Origin of the sequence: Streptomyces sp. NPDC020845 (assembly GCF_044334165.1) — a bacterium.
GTDB lineage: Bacteria > Actinomycetota > Actinomycetes > Streptomycetales > Streptomycetaceae > Streptomyces.
Genome location: NZ_JBIRSJ010000004.1, coordinates 478,585 through 497,692, shown reverse-complemented (window position 1 = coordinate 497,692; position 19,108 = coordinate 478,585). Strand labels below are relative to the sequence as shown.

Annotated in this window: 15 protein-coding genes and 1 pseudogene; 5 read left to right on the top strand and 11 right to left on the bottom strand. The window is 70.5% G+C overall.

The window, feature by feature from the left end; genetic code table 11:
- The first annotated feature begins 14 nt into the window (after positions 1-14).
- On the top strand, positions 15-1,442 hold the full coding sequence (locus ACH4U7_RS12000) for an Nramp family divalent metal transporter (RefSeq protein ID WP_398527830.1): 1,428 nt from the start codon (positions 15-17) through the stop codon (positions 1,440-1,442).
- Positions 1,443-1,961: 519 nt separating this feature from the next.
- On the opposite strand, the pseudogene ACH4U7_RS11995 reads toward ACH4U7_RS12000, so the two are convergent.
- From ACH4U7_RS11995 to ACH4U7_RS11950, 10 genes and pseudogenes are all read right to left on the bottom strand, one after another.
- Positions 1,962-2,761, bottom strand: a pseudogene (locus tag ACH4U7_RS11995) (NADH-quinone oxidoreductase subunit D); the annotation flags it as partial.
- Positions 2,762-2,839: 78 nt separating this feature from the next.
- On the bottom strand, positions 2,840-3,427 hold the full coding sequence (locus ACH4U7_RS11990; protein WP_398527829.1) for a hemerythrin domain-containing protein: 588 nt from the start codon (positions 3,425-3,427) through the stop codon (positions 2,840-2,842).
- A gap of 101 nt (positions 3,428-3,528) precedes the next feature.
- The gene (locus tag ACH4U7_RS11985) at positions 3,529-3,756 is read right to left on the bottom strand and encodes a DUF5133 domain-containing protein (protein ID WP_398527828.1); all 228 of its coding nucleotides are present in this window, start codon (positions 3,754-3,756) and stop codon (positions 3,529-3,531) included.
- Between the two features lie 457 nt (positions 3,757-4,213).
- Positions 4,214-5,806, bottom strand: coding sequence for an FAD-dependent oxidoreductase (locus ACH4U7_RS11980; protein ID WP_398527827.1), 1,593 nt, complete (start codon positions 5,804-5,806; stop codon positions 4,214-4,216).
- Between the two features lie 145 nt (positions 5,807-5,951).
- Complete coding sequence (locus tag ACH4U7_RS11975; protein ID WP_398527826.1) at positions 5,952-6,563, bottom strand: hypothetical protein; 612 nt, start codon at positions 6,561-6,563, stop codon at positions 5,952-5,954.
- A 108-nt stretch (positions 6,564-6,671) separates the two neighbouring features.
- Positions 6,672-8,069: an aspartate aminotransferase family protein gene (locus ACH4U7_RS11970; RefSeq protein ID WP_398527825.1), complete on the bottom strand. Its 1,398-nt coding sequence runs from the start codon at positions 8,067-8,069 to the stop codon at positions 6,672-6,674.
- A gap of 123 nt (positions 8,070-8,192) precedes the next feature.
- Complete coding sequence (locus ACH4U7_RS11965) at positions 8,193-8,867, bottom strand: GntR family transcriptional regulator (protein ID WP_398527824.1); 675 nt, start codon at positions 8,865-8,867, stop codon at positions 8,193-8,195.
- Positions 8,868-8,935: 68 nt separating this feature from the next.
- Positions 8,936-10,414, bottom strand: coding sequence for an NAD-dependent succinate-semialdehyde dehydrogenase (locus tag ACH4U7_RS11960; RefSeq protein ID WP_398527823.1), 1,479 nt, complete (start codon positions 10,412-10,414; stop codon positions 8,936-8,938).
- Between the two features lie 16 nt (positions 10,415-10,430).
- Entirely contained in the window at positions 10,431-13,313 is a 2,883-nt protein-coding gene (locus tag ACH4U7_RS11955) for an FAD-binding and (Fe-S)-binding domain-containing protein (RefSeq protein ID WP_398527822.1), read from the bottom strand.
- Positions 13,310-14,575, bottom strand: a complete 1,266-nt coding sequence (locus ACH4U7_RS11950; protein WP_398527821.1) for an aspartate aminotransferase family protein — start codon at positions 14,573-14,575, stop codon at positions 13,310-13,312. The genes ACH4U7_RS11955 and ACH4U7_RS11950 overlap by 4 nt, the downstream gene beginning before the upstream one ends.
- A gap of 147 nt (positions 14,576-14,722) precedes the next feature.
- Here ACH4U7_RS11950 and ACH4U7_RS11945 point away from each other — a divergent pair, with 147 nt between their 5' ends.
- A complete protein-coding gene (locus tag ACH4U7_RS11945) occupies positions 14,723-15,358 on the top strand; it encodes a TetR/AcrR family transcriptional regulator (protein WP_398527820.1) in 636 nt (211 codons plus the stop codon).
- Here the strand turns inward: ACH4U7_RS11945 and ACH4U7_RS11940 are convergent.
- Positions 15,355-16,458 (bottom strand): YbfB/YjiJ family MFS transporter, encoded by a 1,104-nt coding sequence (locus ACH4U7_RS11940; protein ID WP_398527993.1) that lies wholly within the window; start codon positions 16,456-16,458, stop codon positions 15,355-15,357. The two genes, ACH4U7_RS11945 and ACH4U7_RS11940, sit on opposite strands and share 4 nt — an antisense overlap.
- Before the next feature lie 285 nt (positions 16,459-16,743).
- Between ACH4U7_RS11940 and ACH4U7_RS11935 the strand changes: the two genes are divergently transcribed.
- The 3 genes from ACH4U7_RS11935 (at position 16,744) to ACH4U7_RS11925 (ending at position 18,999) form a co-directional block, all read left to right on the top strand.
- The gene (locus ACH4U7_RS11935; RefSeq protein ID WP_398527819.1) at positions 16,744-17,670 is read left to right on the top strand and encodes a LysR family transcriptional regulator; all 927 of its coding nucleotides are present in this window, start codon (positions 16,744-16,746) and stop codon (positions 17,668-17,670) included.
- A 237-nt stretch (positions 17,671-17,907) separates the two neighbouring features.
- Entirely contained in the window at positions 17,908-18,615 is a 708-nt protein-coding gene (locus ACH4U7_RS11930) for an SDR family NAD(P)-dependent oxidoreductase (protein ID WP_398527818.1), read from the top strand.
- A gap of 12 nt (positions 18,616-18,627) precedes the next feature.
- The gene (locus ACH4U7_RS11925) at positions 18,628-18,999 is read left to right on the top strand and encodes a YybH family protein (protein ID WP_398527817.1); all 372 of its coding nucleotides are present in this window, start codon (positions 18,628-18,630) and stop codon (positions 18,997-18,999) included.
- Positions 19,000-19,108: the final 109 nt, after the last annotated feature.

The following is a 19,108-nucleotide window of genomic DNA, read 5'->3' as shown; positions in this document are numbered from 1 at the left end:
CCTAAGGACCTGATATGGCCACCACGACCGACGGCACCACCGCGGCGCCACCGCCCGCGCAGGCCGACCCGTACGCGCTGCGCGCCGAAGACGCCCGCCCGGCCCCCGTGACCTTCGGTGGCCGAGTACGCCACCTCGGCCCCGGTCTCGTGCTGTCCGCCGCCGTCGTCGGCTCCGGTGAACTGATCACCACCACCTCGCTCGGCGCGAAGGCGGGGTTCGCGCTGCTGTGGCTGGTGATCGTCTCCACCGCGGTCAAGGTCTGGGTGCAGATGGAGCTGGCCCGCTGGACCATCCTCAACGGCCGCCCGGCGCTCGACGGCTTCCGTGACGTCGGCCCCCGGATCGGCCGACTGAGCTGGATCAACTGGCTCTGGATCGGCATGGACTTCGCCAAGATGTTCCAGCGCGGCGGCATCATCGGCGGCACCGCGGCGGCCTGTTCGATCCTGCTGCCGATCCACGGGGCGGCGCTGAGCACGTCCTCCCTGACCATCTGGGCCATCATCGTCACCGGTGCGGCCATCCTCATCCTGCAGACGGGCAAGTACCCCGTCGTCGAGCGGGTCGAGGTCATCGGCATCACGCTCAAGACCATCATCACCTTCGGCCTCGCGCTCGCCCTGCCGTTCACCGCCTTCGGATACGGGCCCGAGCAGTTCGCCGACGGACTGAGCTTCCAGATCCCCGCGGGCACGGTCGGCATCGCACTCGCCATGTTCGGCATCACCGGCGTCGGCGCCGACGAGATGACGACGTACACGTACTGGTGCCTGGAGAAGGGCTACGCCCGCTGGACCGGCCCCGACGACGGCACCGAGGAGCGCGCCCAGCGGGCCGAGGGCTGGCTCAAGGTCATGCGGCTCGACGTGGCCGTCTCCTGGGTCATCTGCACCATCTGCACCCTGTCCTTCTATGTGATCGGCGCCTCGGTGCTCCACCCACAGGGCCTGGTGCCCGAGGGCAACGGCATGATCACCACGCTGTCGCATATCTACACCGACACGCTCGGACCCTGGGCCGAGTATCTGTTCCTGGCCGGCGCGATCGCCGTCCTCTTCTCGGTCACCGTCGCATCGTCGGCCAGTGTCCCGCGCCTGTGGACCAACACCCTCGGTCTGCTCGGAGTGATCAACTGGAAGGACATGCGCGTACGCACACGCACCATCCGCATCCTCACCTGCTGTCTGCCCCCGGTGTGGATGTGCATCTTCCTGTGGGTCCAGTCCCCGGTCCTGATGGTGCAGATCGGCGGCATCGGCGGTGGCATCTTCCTGCTCGCGGTCGTGGTCGCGGTCTGGCGTCTGCGCTACACCGGCGTCCCGCCCCGCTTCCGCGCCAACCCCTGGCTGACCGCCGCCCTCGTCGTGAGCAGCGCGGCGATCCTGTTCCTCGGGGTGTACGGGGTGCTCGACACGCTCGAGCTCACGCCCGGCAGCTGATTCCGGCGCCCCTGACACCGCACACCACCCCGCCGCCCGCCCCGGCCCGGCCCCGACTTACGGGTCCGGCTCCGCCGGGGCGGGCGGCGGGGTTTGAGTGCCTGCCGCCGGTGGGGCGATTACTCCAGACCGACGCGGCCGGGTACGGCGGGTGAGGGTGCGTCCGTCCTGGCGGACCGTCACCTTGGGAAAACGGACGAACTCGTCGGTCCACAGCAGGAGACGGCCGCGTGGCGGCGCACTGGGTCGTCGTCCGCGTATGAGCGGCTTTGCAAGGCGATGAGCTGAGAACGTCGGGCTCCGTACGTGGCACGTGCCATCCGTAAGACGCCGACGACATAGGCGACGGCCCCGCACCACGGGCCCCAGGCGGGCATTCGCGAGCCGCCCCCCTTCATTTATGTGGTTGTCCCCCGGCACCCGTGAAAAGCACGAGGAAACAGGGGCAGAGCGGACAGTGGCGGGGAAAGGTCCGGTCGGACGCGCCGTTGGAGCCGGGGTTCAAGGGAGCCGGGGAGCTCAGGCGAGCAGGGCTCCCAAGAGGGCGACGCCCACCAGGAACCACGCGACGTAGTCGCCCACATGGCCGGAGTGCAGCCGTCTCAGCGGGGTGAACCAGCGGGCCGGTTGGCCCGCCGAACGCCGTGTGGCCAGCAGTCGCCGGCGCCGCCGCCAGGGCGGTGGTCAGCAGACCCCACAGCAGGCCGGCCGCCGTCCAGTGCGGCGCGGAGGCGGGCGTGGGCTGTGCCGGCCGGCCGTACAGTACGGAGGCTAGGTAGCCGTGGTGATCGGTGAAGGTGTCCGCGGCGTGACCAACACCGGTGCGCAGGCCGGGGACCAGTCCCACCGCCGGCGCCCCGGCGAGCAGTACGGCCGGTGCGGCGAGCATCGAGTCCGGGATCCGGGACAGCGGCCCGCCCCACGTCTCCGGCTCCTCCGCTTCGCCGGTGGTCTCTTCCGGGGCGTCCGGAGGGCGGGTGCCGAGCCCGAGGAACACCCCGGGCACCGGCGCGCAGCACCGCGCCGCCGGTGAGCGCCGAGACCAGCACGAACAGTGCGGTCCCCCAGCCCCCCACAGCCCCCTCGGTGACCGACTTGCCCAGCGCGGTGCCGAACGGTGGCAGCCCGGCAAGGGCCAGGCCACCGAGCCCGAACATCGCCCCGACCCCGAGCAGTTCCCGTCCCCTGCCGTGCAGTTGGTGTTCGTCGACGCTCCCGTGACGGTCCAGCAGGATCCCCACGCAGGCGAACAGCGCGGCCTTGGTCCCGGCGTGTGACAGGACGTACAGGGCGACTCCGCCGAGCCCCTCGGGAGTGAGCTGCGTGGCCGGGCCCTGGGCCCGGCCCGGCGTCGGCTCGGCGCCCTGCGCGGCTCATGACGGTTCGGCCAGAAGTCCTCAGCGGCTCGGCGTGGCGGCGTTGATCGCGTCACGTGTGCGGTCCACCAGGGACGCGAACGGGCCCACGCTCCATTGGGCCGCGGGGGACCCCGCCGCCAAGGGATGCGGGTGGGTCGGTGCGATCTTCTCGGCCGCGCGCAGCATGGTTCCCATGCGCCGGAGCTGGTCCTCCGTACGCCCTTCGTGCACCGCGGGGAACTCCTCGTTCTCCTCGTGTTCGGCGTGGTCCACCACGGCTCGTTCGAACTCCGCCAGGCGGGTGTCGAACTCGGCGCTCGTCACATCCATCTTCTCCAGTGCGGCGAGCACCTTGTTCGCCTCTTGCTCCTCATGGTTGCGGGCATCGGCCTCCTGCTTCCCGGCGGTCTCCCGCGCGACCGGCCGTACGATCATTTCCTCGGCCGTCTCGTGCACCGCCAGCAGGGCCCTCAACTCATCGAACGCCTGCTGCTTGTGGTCGCCCTCCGCGCCCTTCACGTCCGCGAAGAGATCCCGTATCCGGGCGTGCTGTTCCAACAAGATCCCGACCACGTCCCCCTCCGGCATCTGGGCTGCGAGCCTGCGTTCCATCTTCGCGTCGCTCATGGCGGCTTCCCTCCTCGTGGTGCTTCTGTCTCAGCCCGGCGAGTCACCCGACCGCCAGGGTCGGAAACAGATCAACATCGTCTTCCTCCCACGTGGATTTCTCAGCAGTCCACGACGGAATCGTCATACACACGAGCGCCGGGGAGCTGGTACCGGGCGGCGACCAGAGCAGTGTCCACATCCTGAGTCCCGGTCGAGATGCACAGGGTGTAAGCCACGTCGTCCATGCGCTGCCGAATTTCGGGGCCACCCGCTTCCGCATGCAGTGCTTGGAGGGTTTCGTACTGGTGGACGAGATTGCGCAACACCACAGGGTGTGCCATCAGCATGGCGGTCCGACCTTTCAGAAGTGAGTCTGATCTGCGATCACTGCGGCCTGCTGTTCGCGGGGAGCCACCGGTCCGGTGCGGGCTGAGTGCGCGATGGCCCTGGGCGGTCAGCGGCCCAGTTACGGGAGCCTCCGTTTGGTCCATGGGCCACGGGTGGCCCCGCCGGCCGGGGGAAAACGGCCCACCGGGCGACCGAAGAGGGGCGACGGGAAGGGTTCCGCCGTGTGAAGAACCGAGCAGCGCCGGCGGATTCCTCAGGAATCACCATGGCGATCGTCGCGGAACTGTTCCGCAAGGCCAAGGCCAAGGCCGACAGCCGCAAGGCCGCTGAGCTGGGCAAACAGCTGCTGAGGAGTCGGCTCGGCAGCTGACCCGCTACCAGAGGGCACCGGGCCCGGGCCTTGGCCGGCCCGAGGACCTGGTCCGTGGTCTCGCACGGTCGGCCGCGGCGATGGTCTCACTCCGTGCCTTCCCCGTCGCCCTCGGCCTGGCGCGCCGGGCCGTGCTCGTGCTCCTCGATCCGCTTCAGCGGGTGTACCGCCGGGCCCTGCAGCACATGGCCGTCGACGGCGAACCGCGAGCCGTGACAGGGGCACTCCCAGGTCCGCTCGGCGTCGTTGAACCGCACCAGACAGCCCAGGTGGGTGCAGCGGGCGGACAGCGCGTGCAACTCGCCCCGCTCATCGCGGTGGACGGCCCGTTGCCGCCCGCCGAGGCGGACGACCGCCCCGCCACCGGGCGGGATGTCCCGTACCGCGCCGGTGCCGTCGGCAGACAGCCGGTCGCCGATGAAGTGGCGCGCGGCGGTGGCCTGGAACCTCAGCAGCGCAGGCGCCTCTCGTACCGGATGCAGCCGCCGCGGATCGTACAGGCCCTCCCACGGCAAGGGCCGTCCCGCCAGCCGCGCGGCCAGCAGCCGACCGGTCAGTACGCCGCCGGTCAGGCCCCACCCGGCGAAACCCGTGGCCACGAAGGCATGACGGGAGGCGGGGTGCAGCGGGCCCACGTAGGGCACATGATCGGTGGTCCAGTTGTCCTGCGCCGCCCAGCGGAAGGCGGGTTCGGCGCCGGGGAAACGATCCTGCGTCCAGTCGATCAGCCGCGCGTAGCGTCGTTCGACGTCACCGGCGCCGGGGGTGGACTTCTCCCCGGTGACAATGAGCAACCGCCGGCCCGGCCGGTACGGCGCGGTGCGCACCGAGCGAGTGCCGTCCTCGGGGGTGAGATACATGCCGTGCGGGGCGCGGTCGGAGGGGAGCACCGCGGCGACGACCAGTTCCCGTTTCACTTCCAGACGGGGGAAGAGCAGGGCTCGGTCGAAGATGGGATAGGCCGTGGCCACCACCACGTCGCGGGCCCGCAACCGCGCTCCGCGATCGGTGGTCAGACGGCACGGATGGCCCTCGCTGAGACCCGTCACACGTGAGTGCTCGAAGACCAGACCGCCTCGCGCGACCAGATCCTCCACCAGTGCCAGCAGGTACTTGCGCGGGTGGAACTGCGCCTGCCCCACGACCTCCACCGCCCCCGCGACCGGGAAGGGCAGATCGGTCCCGGTCGTGAACGAGGCGGCCAGTCCGGCTGCCGAGGCAGCCTCAGCCTCGGCCCGCACCTTCTCCACGGTCTCCTCGCCCTCGGCGTAGGTGACGGCGGGGCGCTCCTCAAGATCGCAGTCGATTCCGAGCTCGGCGGCCACCTGCCGCACCCGGTCCACGGCGTCGGTCTGCGACGTGGCATAGCGCCGGGCCGCTTCCTCCCCTCGTGCGGTGCGGATGTCCTGGTACGCCAGCCCCTGGAGGGCGGAGAGCTTGGCCGTGGTGTGGCCCGTGGCCCCGGCGGCCAGCCGGCCCGCCTCCACCAGCGCCACTCGGCGTCCGGCGCGCGCCAGCTCCCAGGCCGTGCAGATACCCGCGATACCGCCGCCGATCACGGCGACCTCGACATCCGGAGCGGCGCCCTCCCAGCCGGGCTCAAGCACCGGGAAGGACGGTCCCGGCGCCGACGACATCCAGTACGACGAGGGCGCGTACGCGGTGGGAAGAATCGTCATCGCCGGCTCCTCTCCCGTCCTCTCCCGGGCTGTTGCCAGTCTTGATTCGGTCCCGAGTGCCCACACACGGGCTGATTACCGCTCCGGAGGGGAGTGTGTGGTGGATGTCCTGGCCCGCAGACCGCCGGTTCCTCGAAAAACCTGATCAGAGGTCGATGGAGTTGTAGCCACAGGTGAGGTAACGGCCGTACCCGAACCGTTCCTCGAGGTCGTCATCCGGGTCGACATCGTCGTCGACCGTAATGGCCTCTCGCCATGTCGATTTGTTCCCCTGGATCTGCCGGACATAGACGCCTTTCCCGTCAGGAAGTACCGGCTGCTTCAACTCGGGGAGCGCAAGGCGTGCCCAGTCGATCGTCACCTCGATGTCGTCGGCTTCCTCTTCCGCGATCGCCTGGAAGACGTTATGGAGGTAAAATTCGATCCATTCACCGGGCTCGTAATCGTCCATCTCCTCTTCGTACTCGCTTCCGGGTTCGGGCTCTCCCCCGTGCGGCTGCCCGCCGCTCCCGAAGCTGATCACGGTGAGTTCGGGGACCTTGACCTGGAGGAATGGGTAGAGGTCCACCTCCATCGCCAACTGCCCTGCCTGGTAAACCCTGACGAGGAAGTTGTCCCTCGCCCCGGCCCAGTTACCGAGCCGGATGTACTCGACCGCGGCCTGCTGGATCGCGGGAAGGCTGTGGCTGACCTCGATGTCCTCCCATCCACCGCCGCCCTGGTGAAATGATCCTTCGAACACGTAGAAGCTGTACACGCCGTCTCCCCGTATCGTTGCAGCCCGCCCCCGGGCCGACGCCCCGGCCTCCGATGAGGCGGATTGGGGCGTGGCACGTGTCTACCAGATCGAACTGACAACGGCGGCTCAGCGGCCGTGGCGGAAGTGGCGGTCCGCGTCGGTCAGGGCCTGGCCCAGCAGATCGACGATGTGGTCGAGTTCATCCTGGGTGGCGATCAGGGGCGGAGCGATCTGTACGACCGGGTCGCCGCGGTCGTCCGCGCGGGCCAGGAGTCCGAGGCCGCGCATGCGGGCGGGGAGGAACTGCTTGATCAGTTCGTCCTTGCGCTCGGCGTCGAAGCGCTCGCCGTCCGGTCCGGCGACGAGTTCGAGGGCCCAGAAGAAGCCGTCACCGCGGACGTCGCCGACGATGCTCAGCTCGGTCAGTTCGATGAGCCGCTTGTGGAGGTGCCCGGTGAGGGACCGGACGTTGTTCAGGACGCCGTCTCGTTCGAAGATGTCGAGGTTGGTCAGGGCGGTGGCGGCGGCGACCGGATGGCCGGCGAAGGTCAGCCCGTGCAGGAGTGTCACGCCGTCGTCGTAGAAGGGCTCGGACACCTTGTCGGACACCAGGACGGCGCCGAGCGTGGCGTAGGACGAGGTGAGCCCCTTGGCCGTGGTGATCATGTCGGGGACGGCGCCGTACTTGGACACCGCGAAGTACTCGCCGATACGGCCGAAGCCGGTGATGACCTCGTCGGCGACCAGGAGGAATCCGTACCGGTCCGCCATCGCCCGCAGCCCTGCCCAGTAGCCCGCCGGGGGTGTGAAGCAGCCACCGGCGTTCTGCACGGGTTCGGCGATCAGCATGGCCACGTTCTCCGGGCCGGCCTCCAGCACCGCCGCCTCGGTTTCGGCCAGCAGCCGCTGGGTGAAGGCGTCCTCGTCGGCGTCGGTGGTGCGGTATCGGTTGGTGTTGGGCACATGGGTGACTTCGAAGGCCGGTGCGCCGAAGGGTTCCTTGAGCGCCGGAATGCCCGTCAGCGCGAGAGCACCCATGGTCTGGCCGTGGTAGGCGGTGCGACGGGCGATGGCCTTGGTGCGCTGCGGTTGGCCCTGCGCCACGTGGTACATGCGGGCGAGCTTCCACGCGGACTCCACGGACTCCGAACCGCCGGAGGTGAAGAACACGCGGTTGATGCCATCGGGGGCCAGCGCGGCGAGTCGTTCGGACAGCTCGATGGCGGCGGGGTGCGCGATGTTCCACAGGGTGCTGAACGGCAGGCGGTTCAGCTGCTCTTCGGCCGCCTTGGCGAACTCGGGTCCGTAGGAGTAGCCGAGCTGGGCGCAGAACAGGGCGGACAGCCCGTCGATATAGCGTTTCCCGGCCGCGTCGTGGACGTAGACGCCTTCGGCCCGGTCGGGCAGGAACACTCCCTGCCCGTTGCGCAGGCTCGCGTGCCGGCCGAAGTGCAGGAGCAGATGGTCGCGGGCGGCTGCCTGCAACTGGGCGGCCCTGAGGGCGGTGGCGGACTGATCGGGCATGCGGCTCTCCCAAGAGGTAGGCGGGCGCGCCGTGGACGGCGCACCGTGGACGCGGGGCCGAGGCGGTGGCAAGCGCCGCCTCGGCCCCGCATCCACGGCGTGGGACGAGAAAAGGCGGTGTCTTCAGGTCTCGTCGGCACGTGTCAGGTCACGCACCGCCGAGTCCAGATGCGCGTTGACGGCGTCCAGCAGGGCCTGTTCGTCCTCGCCCTGGAGCAGGACCACCAGCTGCTGGTGTTCGGCGACGAGCAGGTCCTGCTCCGGGTAGAAGTCCATCAGGCTGCCCAGGCAGATCCGGGTCTCGGCGAGGAGGGTGGTGAACATCCTGCTGAGTCTCGGGCTCTCGGCGGCGTCGACGAGAGCGCTGTGGAAGGCCAGGTCCTGCTCGGCGACGAGGCGGCTGTCACCCTGTCCGGCCAGGGAGCGCATCTCGTCGACGACGGCCGCGAGCCGGTCCAGGTGGGCCTGGGACTTGCTCCGGTGCAGCTGGGTGGCCGCTTCGCGCTCAATGGCACGCCGGGCGGTGTAGATGTCCCTGATGTCGGCGGCGTCCAGCTCGACGACGAACACGCCCCGGTTGGGGATGTTGGTCAGCAGTCCCTCCTGCACCAGGCGCTGGAGCGCTTCCCGTACAGGCCCGCGGCTGACGCCCAGCCGGGTCGCCAGCTGCGGCTCGATCATCCTGCTGCCCGGCGCGAACGCGCCGGAGACGATCTGCCCCCGCAGCCGGTCGGCGATGATCTCGGAAGTGGTCCGCGGGTTGACGGGGGTGAGCTCCTCGAGTCCCGGCTGCGACACGTTCCCTGATCCCTTTCGCGGCTGTGCTGGCTGCGGCGTCCCGCCACGTCTGACCGGCATGACGGTACTCATGACACGGACCGGTCCCGCACGGGTGTGGCGATGTACTTGTACTCCAAGAACTCCTCGATGCCCACACGCCCGCCTTCCCGGCCCAGGCCCGACTGCTTGACCCCGCCGAAGGGCGCGGCCGGGTTGGAGACCAGGCCCGTGTTGAGGCCGACCATACCCACCTCCAGCCGCTCGCTGATGTCCAGGGCACGGTCGACGTCCTGAGTGAAGATATAGCCGACGAGCCCCCACTCGGTGTCGTTGGCCAGGCGTACGGCCTCGTCCTCGTCGTCGAAGGCGATGACCGGGGCCACGGGTCCGAAGATCTCGGTGGTCAGCATGGCGCTGTCCGTGCTGACCTGGGCCAGTACGGTCGGCGGGTAGAAGTGGCCGGCGTCCTGCGGCGCGTCACCGGCGGCGACGACCTTGGCGCCCTTGGCGACCGCGTCCTCAACGAGCGAGGTGACCTTCTGCTTGCTGGCGGCGTCGATGAGGGGGCCGACCTGGACTCCCTCACGGGTGCCCGGGCCCACCCTGAGGGCGGCCATACGCGTGGCGAGGCGCTTGGCGAACTCGTCCGCGACGCTACGGTGGACGAACAGGCGGTTGGCCGCCGTACACGCCTCACCCATGTTGCGCATCTTCGCCACCATGGCGCCTTCGACGGCCACGTCGATATCGGCGTCCTCGAAGACGATGAAGGGGGCGTTGCCGCCCAGCTCCATGGAGGTCCGGATCACCGTGTCCGCGCACTGGGCGAGCAGCAGCCGGCCCACGGCGGTGGAGCCGGTGAAGGACAGCTTGCGGATGCGGCCGCCGCGCAGGGCCGGTTCGACCACGTCCTGGGCGCGGGTGGTGGTGACGACGTTGAGCACACCGTCGGGCAGCCCGGCTTCCTGGAGGATCCCGGCCAGCGCGAGGCTGGACAGCGGGGTCTGGGGCGCCGGCTTGAGGACCATCGTGCAGCCGGCGGCCACCGCGGGCCCGATCTTGCGGGTGCCCATCGCCAGCGGGAAGTTCCACGGCGTGATCAGCATGCAGGGGCCGACCGGCTGCCGCATGACCAGGACGCGGTTACGGCCGTCGGGCGTGGCCGTCATGCCACCGTCGATACGGACGGCCTCTTCGGAGAACCAGCGGAAGAACTCGGCGGCGTACGCCACCTCACCGCGCGCCTCCGCGAGCGGCTTGCCCATCTCCAGGGTCATCAGCATCGCCAGCTCGTCGGTGCGCTCCATGAGCAGCTCGTAGGCGCGGCGCAGGATCTCGCTGCGCGCCCGTGGCGCGGTCCGGGCCCAGGATTCCTGGGCGGCCACCGCGGCCTCGACGGCACGGGCGCTGTCGGCGGCGCCACCGTCGGCGACCTCGCACAGCTGTGTCTCGGTGGCGGGGTTCTCCACACCGAAGGTACGGCCATCGGCCGCCGGTACCCACTGGCCCGCGATGAACAGCTGCCGCGGAACGTTCGCGATGACGTCCGTCTTGATGTCGGCCATGTCGTGTCTCCAAACCTCAGGTACGCCAAGGGGATTGGGCGTCGTCCAGGAGTTGCGCCAGATGTGTGGCGCCGGGGCGGTCGTCTCCGACCAGGTGCTCGATCTGCATCTGGCAGCTGAATCCGTCGGCCAGGACCGGTGTGCCGGGGTCGGCGGCTTCCAGCCGTGGGCGCAGGGCCTGGTCGGCCACGGCGAGCGACACATCGTAGTGATCGTGTTCAAAGCCGAAGTTGCCGGCCACTCCGCAGCAGCCCGTGGCCTCGGTGATCTTCTCGATGCCCAGGTCGCGCAGCAGATCGCGCTGTTGTCCGGCGCCGAACACCGCGTACTGGTGGCAATGGGTCTGCAGAACCACCTCGTCGGGTACGCGCTCGGGGCGCCACCCCTCGGCCACGCGCTCGGCGAGCGCCCCGGTGAAGGTGCGCACCCGGGCGGCGACACGGCGTGCCGCGTCGCTGTCCACCAGCTCCGGCAGGTCCTTGGCGAGGGTGGCGGCGCAGCTGGGTTCGGTGACCACGATGGGTCCACCTTCTGGCGTGTCGACTGCGGCGGCGGTGCGTGCCAGTACGCGGCGGGCGATGCCGAGCTGGCCGGTCGTGATCCAGGTCAGGCCGCAGCAGATGTCGCCGCGTGCCCGGGTGGGCAGCCCGGCCTCGGCGAGGACCCGGGACGCGGCTCCCGCCAGCTCGGGGCGGAATGCCCGGGTGAAGGAGTCGACCACGAGCACCGCGGACGTGGCGTCGGCCGGCCCGGCGGCCAGACCGCGCCGCCATGCGCGCCGCCCGTGGAACGCGGGCAGGCTCCGCTTGGTGGTGACCCCGCCCAGACGGGCGATCCAGGCGCCGAGGCGGCTGCCCATCACCGCGTTGACCGGCTTGGGCATACGTCCGGCGAGCGCCGTCCACAGCGGCAGCCAGCCGAGCGAGTAGTGCGAGAGGGGGCGCGGGCGCCACCGGTAGTGGTGGTGCAGAAACTCCGACTTGTAGGTCGCCATGTCGACGCCGACCGGGCAGTCACTGGAGCATGCCTTGCACGACAGACACAGATCGAGCGCTTCGCGCGTCTCGCGGGAGCGCCACCCGCCGGGCAGTGCGCCGCGCAGCATCTCCTGGAGGGTCCGCGCCCGGCCGCGGGTGGAGTGCTGTTCGTCGCCGGTGGCCCGGTAGCTGGGGCACATGACACCGCCGCTGTGGCTGCGGCAGCGGCCCACTCCGACACAGCGGCCCACGGCTCCCGCGATGCCGTCCGGGTCTTCGAGCAGGGCGAACACCGACTGGGGGGTGGTGGTGCGGCCCGTGTCGAGGGCGAGGTCCGCGTCCAGTGGGCGGGGGTCGACGAGGATGCCCGGGTTGAGCAGTCCCTGGGGGTCCCAGGCGTGTTTGAACGCCGCGAAGGCGTCCAGCATCGGCCGTTCGTACATCACCGACAGCAGTTCGCCGCGGGCCCGGCCGTCGCCGTGTTCACCCGAGAGCGTTCCTCCGTGCCGTACGACGAGCCGGGCGGCGTCGGTGAGGAAGGCGCGCATGGCGGCCCGGCCGTCGTCGGTGTCGGGGCGGAAGTCGATCCGTACGTGGACGCAGCCCGCGCCGAAGTGTCCGTACAGCACACCGGTGAGCCGGTGGTCGGCCATGAGGGCGCGGAAGTCGCGCAGATAGCCCGCCAGCCGGTCGGGGGCGACCGCCGCGTCCTCCCAGCCGGGCCACGACGCACTGCCGTCGGTCAGCCGGGCGGCCAGCCCCGCGCCGTCCTCACGGACCCGCCACAGGGAGGCCCGCTCAAAGCGGTCGGCGATCAGACGGCCGGAGACCATCCGGCCCGCCGCCTTCAGCTCGTCCAGGAGGCGTTCGGCCTCCGCGGCGACCTGCTGTGGCTCCTCCCCGTCGAGGTCGACGTACAGCCATGCCCGGCCTTCGGGCAGTCCGGTCACCGAGGCGGCGCCACGACGGTGGCGCATCGTGGCCACGATCGCCTCGTCAAGACCCTCGACGGCGGCCGGGGAGAACTTCAGGATGAGCGGCACATCCTCGGCCGCGTCGACGACATCGTCGTAGCCGAGCGCCACCAGCAGCGCGGCCGGTGGCTTCGGCATCAGCCGTACGGTGGCGGACACCACCGTGGCGCAGGTCCCCTCGGTGCCGGCGAGGACACGTACGGCGTCGAAACCGTGCTCCGGCAGCAGATGCTGCAGCTGATAGCCGGAGACCTGGCGCGGAATACGGCCGAGCGTCAGCCGGATCGCCGCCAGGTTTGCCTCGACGATGCCGCGAAGGCGGGCCGTCAGCTGCGCCACCCGCTCCCGGCCCGCCTCGTCCACGGCGCGCAGTCCGTCCCGGTCGGCGATGGCGCGGGTGCCGTCGGCCAGGACCAGGTCGAGGGCGACCAGGTGCTCGCCGGTGCGGCCGTAACGCACGGAGTGGTTGCCGCACGCGTCATTGCCGATCATCCCGCCGATGGTGCAGCGGCTGTGCGAGGACGGATCGGGGCCGAAGGCCAGCCCGTACGGGGCGGCGGCGTCCTGGAGGTCGTCGAGGACGATCCCGGCCTCGACACGCGCAGTCCGCCCGTCCGCGTCGATCTCCAGGACGCGCCGCAGGTGGCGGGACAGGTCCAGGACGAGGCCGGTGCCGACGGCGTTGCCGGCCATGCTGGTGCCCGCGCCGCGGGAGGTGACCGGCACACCGAGCCGGTGGCAGACCTTGTGCGCGCCGACGACCTCGTCGGCGTCGGCGGGGAACGCCACGGCCAGGGGCGGCACCCGGTAGTTCGACGCGTCGTACGCGTACTGTGCGCGCCTGCCGCCGGAGGTGTCGACCCGCAGGGACGGCACCTCCCGGCGCAGGGCCTCCGTCAGGTCCGCAGTGGTGGCCGAGGCGGCCGGAGAGGGGGTGGTGCCGGTCATGACGTGGCGGCCGTACCCGCCTCGACGGCGGCCCGCCAGGCGCGCAGTCCCTCGTCGACGGCTGTCTCGTCGATGACCAGTGCCGGGATCATGCGTACGACGCTGTTCCAGGGGCCGCACAGCAACAGCAGCAGCCCCTCGGCTGCGGCGGCCTGCTGTACCCGGGCGGCGGTGTCCGGGTCGGGGGATCCGTCGGCGGTGACGAACTCGCTGCCGAGCATCAGGCCCAGTCCGCGGACGTCGGCGATGCCCGGCGTGGTGCGGGCGACCTCTTCCAGGCCGGCGCGCAGCCGCCGCCCCATGGCGTCGGCGTTCTCCACCAGCTTCTCGTCCCGGATCACGTCGAGGGTGGCGACCGCGGCCGCGCACGCCACGGCGTTGCCACCGTAGGTGCCGCCCTGCGAGCCGGGGTACGCCTTGCTCATCAGCTCCTGCGAGGCGGCGATGCCGGACAGCGGGAATCCGCTGGCCAGCCCCTTGGCGATGGTGATGATGTCCGGGCGGACGCCGTCGGCGTGGTCGTGGCCCCAGTAGCGGCCGGTGCGGCCGAAGCCGGTCTGGATCTCGTCCACCACGAGCACGATGCCGTGGCGGTCGGCGCGCTCGCGCAGCCCGCGCAGGAAGGCCGGGTCGGCGGGGATGTAGCCGCCTTCGCCGAGCACGGGCTCGACGACGAAGGCCGCGGTGTCCTGGGGCGCGGTGACGGTCTGCAGCAGGTAGTCGAGCTCGGTGAGCGCGAAGCGGGTCGCGGTCTCCTGGTCCCATCCGTAGCGGAAGGCGGTGGGGAACGGGGCGACGGCGACGCCCGACATCAGCGGGGAGAACCCGGTGCGGAAGCGGGTGCCGGACGTGGTCATGGTGGCGGCCGCGACGGTGCGTCCGTGGAAACCGCCGTGGAAGACCACGATGTTGGGGCGGCCGGTGGCCTGGCGGGCCAGCCGCAGCGCCGCTTCGACGGCCTCACTGCCGGAGTTGGAGAAGAACAGGCTGTCCAGGCCGGCGGGCAGCACATCCCCGAGCCGTTCGACCAGCCGCTGCAGCGGCTGGTGCATCACGGTCGTGTACTGGCCGTGGATGAGCTTGCCCACCTGCTCCTGGGCCGCGGCGACGACGCGCGGGTGGCAGTGCCCCGTGCTGGTGACGCCGATACCGGCGGTGAAGTCGAGGTAGCGGCGGCCGTCGGTGCCGTAGAGATAGACGCCTTCGCCGCGTTCGGCGGTGACGGGGGTGGCTTGGCGCAGCTGCGGGGACAGGCTGGTCATGGCGAGGCGACTCCTTGTGCGGGTGTGGGGACTCCAGGTTTCCGGGGGTAGTCGCAGCATGGCCACTTCGCCGGGCAACTGTCAACAGTAGGATTGTCGACGATTTTTCCCGATGGGGTAATAGACGACCGGTCGTAAACTGACTCCATGGGACGGACCAGTGATGCTCGCGAGAGAATTCTGAGCGCCGCTCGGTCGCTCATCGAGACGCACGGTTATTCGGCGCTGGGGGTGGCCGAGATCTGCCGGACGGCCGGTGTGCCCAAGGGGAGCTTCTACTACTTCTTCGACTCGAAGGAGTCCCTGGCACTGGCCGTCATCGATGAGCACTGGGCCGGTCAGAAGCGCACCTGGGCAACCGCACTCGGCAGCGACGCCCAACGCGGTGACGCCCAACCGCTGCTGCGGCTGCGCCGGCTGTTCGAGGAGACGGAGGTCGGCCTCCGTACCGCCCAGCAGAGTTGTGGCGCCGTCTCGGGGTGTCTCTTCGGGAACCTCACCCTGGAGATGAGCAACCAGACCGAGGCCATCCGCACCCGGCTGCAGGAGATCTTCGAGGCGCAGGTCGAGATGGTCGACTCGGTCATCGCCGAGGCTCTTGAGCGGCAGGAGGTCGAGGTGGCCGACACCCGGGAAGCGGCGCGGGCGGTGGTTGCCCAGCTCGAGGGTCAGGTGCTGTTCGCCAAGCTCTACAACAGCACCCAGCAGCTGGGCCCCTTGTGGGCGAACTGCCTTGCCCTGCTCGGCGCTCATGCGCCGCGCGAGACCGTGGCCGGTGTCTAACGCTCGCCGACGCGGTTCGGGAAGCCGATCCGCAGCACGGCGGCGGCCGCGGCGGCGGCCAGGACCACGACGGCGGCCAGGATCAGCGCCTGGTGATAGCCGTGGCGGAGCAGTGGCGCGACGACCAGCGGGCCGAGGATCTGACCGACGGAGTAGCCGGCGGTCAGCAGCGCGACCGAGCGGGGAAACCGCAGATGGGCCCCCGTGGCCAGGGCGAGGTTGCTGACGCCGATGAACGTGGCGCCGAACAGGACCGCGGAGCCGAGAGCCGCCGCCACACCGCCGACAAGTGCCGGCAGCGCGATGCCGACGGCCTGGACGACGAGAGCGACGAGCAACAGATCAGGGCGGGACCAGCGGCGTCCGAGCCATGCCCACAGCGCCGACGACGGTACGGCCGCCAGACCGACCAGCACCCAGGCGCCGCCGCCGACCCACCCCGGAGAGCTCTGCTCGATCGCGGCGACGAGGAAGGTCCCGGCGACGATGTAGCCGATGCCTTCCAGGCCGTAGGAGGCGAACAGCACACCGAACCAGCGGTGCGTACGGATCCTTGGCCGATCGACCGCCGCCCTGCCCCGTTCCCCGGTGGCCGCGGGGGCCGGCTCGGGGCGCAGGTTCCATGAGGCGAGGGTGAGGACGGCGGCGAGGGCCGCCGAGGCCCACCAGGCGGCCCGCCAGTCGGCGACGGAACGCAAGGCGAGGACGAGGAGGCCGGACAGGGCGATGCCGGCGCCCACGCCGCCGAAGGCCCATCCGGGCAGGTGGGCGGGGTGCTCGCGTAGGTGGCTATGGAGGGAGCTGACGGCGATGACAAAGATCAGGGCGCTGGCGACACCGGCCGGCAGCCGCAGCACGATCCACACCGCCGTGTTGTGGGTGGCGGGCATCGCGGCCAGGCTGCCGGTCAGCGCGATCAGGGAAGCGCGCAGGAGGACGGGCGAGCGGACCAGTGCGGGGGCCAGGATGCCGGTGAGCGCGCCGACGAGGTAGCCGATGTAGTTGGCGGTGGCCAGGTCGGCTCCCGAGCCCGCGGACAGTCCCGCCTGGGCGTGCATCAGGGGGAGGATCGGGGTGTAGACGAACCGGCCGACCCCCATGCCCGCGGCGAGCGCCGCGGCGGCTTGGGCGACGTGGCCCCAGGGCGAGAAGCGCGGAGCGCTTTCTCGGGCCGAGGGAGCGCGCGGCGGTCGTACGCTCTTGCCGGTCGCGGCCAGTTCCCTCGCGCGGACCACCTCGGCGGCCCGCGACCCGCCGGGCTCGGCCACGGCCGCCGCGGTCATTTCACCTCGGGTCTCCATGCCGCCATCATCCGTATGCCATCAGGCGCGACGCCACGACCAGCCGGCTCCCTCCTGGGAGGCATGGCCTCTCACCGACGTACCATGGCGGACGTGGAGCTGCGCCAACTTCGCTACTTCGTCGCCGTGGCCGAGGAGCTGAACTTCGGCCGGGCCGCCCAGCGGCTCCTGATCGCCGGACCGTCCCTGTCCCAGCAGATCAAGGCGCTCGAACGCGACCTGGGGGTGCGCCTGTTCGACCGCGACCGCCGTTCGGTGTCCCTCACCCCGGCCGGCTCGGCCCTGCTCCCGCACACCCGCGCCCTGCTGGAACGCGCCGACGACCTGCAGCGACGTGCGCGTCGGCTATCGGGCTCCGAACCGGTTCGGCTCGGCTACGTCAACTGGCTCCCCGCGGACCTGATCGCCCGCACATCCGCCGTGGCCCAGGTCCACATCGACGCGTGGGTCGCCCCCTCGCACAGCCAGGCCGCCCGGGTCGCCGACGGGAGCCTGGACCTCGCCGTGTGCTGGGTACGCACCGAGGACCTGGAGAAGCGCAACCTGCGCGCCCGGCTCATCGGCGCGGACCGGCTCCATGCCGTCGCCACCGGCACTGACACCAGCGAGGTGACCGCCGAGGACACCGTCGTCCTCCTGGACGACGACATCACCTCCTGGTCGTCCTGGAACGTCTACGCCGAACAGCTGGCCAAGGACACCGGGGCCCGCGGTCTGCACATCTCCGACGGCGGCGTCACCGGCCCCGCCTTCTTCGACCACGTCCGCCGCAGCGGCCGCCCGGTCATCAACTCGCCCAAGGGGCAGACCACCCCGCTCCCGCCCGACCTCGTCCGACGCCCCGTCGTCACGCCGCGGATCCACTGGACCTGGTCCCTGGTGTGGCGCCGCGACGAAGTCCGCACCGCGGTCCTCGCCGTCGTCGACGCCCTCTGTGACGGTGTCGGCGACCTAGGGATCCACGGCCCGGATGTGTGGCTGCCCGACGGCGACCCGTATCGGCGCCAGTAACCTCCACCGCTCCCCCGCACCCGGCCCGCGACCGCACCGCACCGCACCGCACCGCTCGGCACCGCCAGGGGCCACCGTCGCACCGACCTGCACTGGGAGCCTGTGCCTATCAGGTGAGAGGAAGCAGGTCCCGGCCCAACCCCTCTTGATCTTTGACTTCTCCTGCTCAGCCGCCTACGTTCGCAAATAGTCGACCGGTCGGCTAGTCAATTCGGCTCCATCCCAGAGAAGGTCATCATGAGCATTCAGAAGGTCGCCGTCATCACCGGCGCCTCGCAGGGCATAGGCGCCGCCCTCGCCGACGCGTACCGCAAGCTCGGCTACGCCGTCGTCGCCACGTCCCGCACCATCGCCCCGTCCCACGACGCGTCCGTCGTGACCGTTCCCGGCGACATCGCCGACCCCGCCACCGCCGAACGTGTCGTCGCCGCCGCCATCGAGCGGTTCGGCCGCGTCGACACCCTGGTCAACAACGCGGGCATATTCGTCGCCAAGCCCTTCACCGAGTACACCCAGGACGACTACGCCGCCGTGACTGCCGTCAACCTCACCGGTTTCTTCCGCATCACCCAACTGGCCATCGAGCAGATGCTCACCCAGGGCGGCGGGCACATCGTCAACATCACCACCAGCCTGGTCGACAACGCCGACGCCCGCGTCCCCTCCGTACTGGCCTCACTGACCAAGGGCGGCCTCCAGTCCGCCACCAAGTCCCTCGCCATCGAATACGCCACCCGCGGCATCCGCACCAACGCCGTCTCACCCGGCACCATCAAGACGCCCATGCACCCCGAGGAGGCCCATGAGGTCCTTGCCGGCCTGCACCCGGTCGGCCGGATGGGTGAGCAGAGCGACATCGTGGACGCGGTGGTCTATTTGGAGAACGCCCCGTTCGTCACCGGTGAAATCCTCCATGTCGACGGCGGTATGAGCGCGGGTCACTGAAGGAGAACACCGATGCCCGACACGACAGACACCGAAGCGATCCTGCATGACGTCCTCGACCGGTGGAAGGCAGGTGTCGACAACCACGAGCCGGAGCGGATCGCATCCCTCTTCACCGAGGACGCGATCTTCCAGGGGCTGCGTCCGTACAGCGTGGGAAGGCGGGGCGTCGCCGACTACTACGCATCCCAGCCCCCGGGCTTGTCAGCCGCCTACCGCATCCTGGAGAGCAGGCGCCTCTCCGAGGACACCGCGCTCGGCTACCTGACCGTCGACTTCTCGTTCACCGACCGGCCCACGGTCAGCAGCAACCTGCTCGTACTGCTGAAGCGCTCGGACGCCGATTGGCTCATCAGCCACTATCAGGTCTCCCGCCTCGGCTAGCACCGCGGTTGCCGATCTCTGCTCCGGGCCACTTCATGCACCAACGCTCCTTGGGAACGGTGCCGTTGGGTTTGGGCAAGGTCGAGATCCGGTTCCGGGTGCGGCGATG

Coding starts and splice junctions, on each gene's coding strand:
- ACH4U7_RS11935 (WP_398527819.1), top strand. CDS start 16,744: ATGGCGGACGTGGAGCTGCGCCAACTTCGCTACTTCGTCGCCGTGGCC.
- ACH4U7_RS11925 (WP_398527817.1), top strand. CDS start 18,628: ATGCCCGACACGACAGACACCGAAGCGATCCTGCATGACGTCCTCGAC.
- ACH4U7_RS11985 (WP_398527828.1), bottom strand. CDS start 3,756: ATGCTGATGGCACACCCTGTGGTGTTGCGCAATCTCGTCCACCAGTAC.
- ACH4U7_RS11940 (WP_398527993.1), bottom strand. CDS start 16,458: ATGGGGGTCGGCCGGTTCGTCTACACCCCGATCCTCCCCCTGATGCAC.
- ACH4U7_RS11960 (WP_398527823.1), bottom strand. CDS start 10,414: ATGGCCGACATCAAGACGGACGTCATCGCGAACGTTCCGCGGCAGCTG.
- ACH4U7_RS11990 (WP_398527829.1), bottom strand. CDS start 3,427: ATGAGCGACGCGAAGATGGAACGCAGGCTCGCAGCCCAGATGCCGGAG.
- ACH4U7_RS11955 (WP_398527822.1), bottom strand. CDS start 13,313: ATGACCGGCACCACCCCCTCTCCGGCCGCCTCGGCCACCACTGCGGAC.
- ACH4U7_RS12000 (WP_398527830.1), top strand. CDS start 15: ATGGCCACCACGACCGACGGCACCACCGCGGCGCCACCGCCCGCGCAG.
- ACH4U7_RS11930 (WP_398527818.1), top strand. CDS start 17,908: ATGAGCATTCAGAAGGTCGCCGTCATCACCGGCGCCTCGCAGGGCATA.
- ACH4U7_RS11970 (WP_398527825.1), bottom strand. CDS start 8,069: ATGCCCGATCAGTCCGCCACCGCCCTCAGGGCCGCCCAGTTGCAGGCA.
- ACH4U7_RS11945 (WP_398527820.1), top strand. CDS start 14,723: ATGGGACGGACCAGTGATGCTCGCGAGAGAATTCTGAGCGCCGCTCGG.
- ACH4U7_RS11980 (WP_398527827.1), bottom strand. CDS start 5,806: ATGACGATTCTTCCCACCGCGTACGCGCCCTCGTCGTACTGGATGTCG.
- ACH4U7_RS11950 (WP_398527821.1), bottom strand. CDS start 14,575: ATGACCAGCCTGTCCCCGCAGCTGCGCCAAGCCACCCCCGTCACCGCC.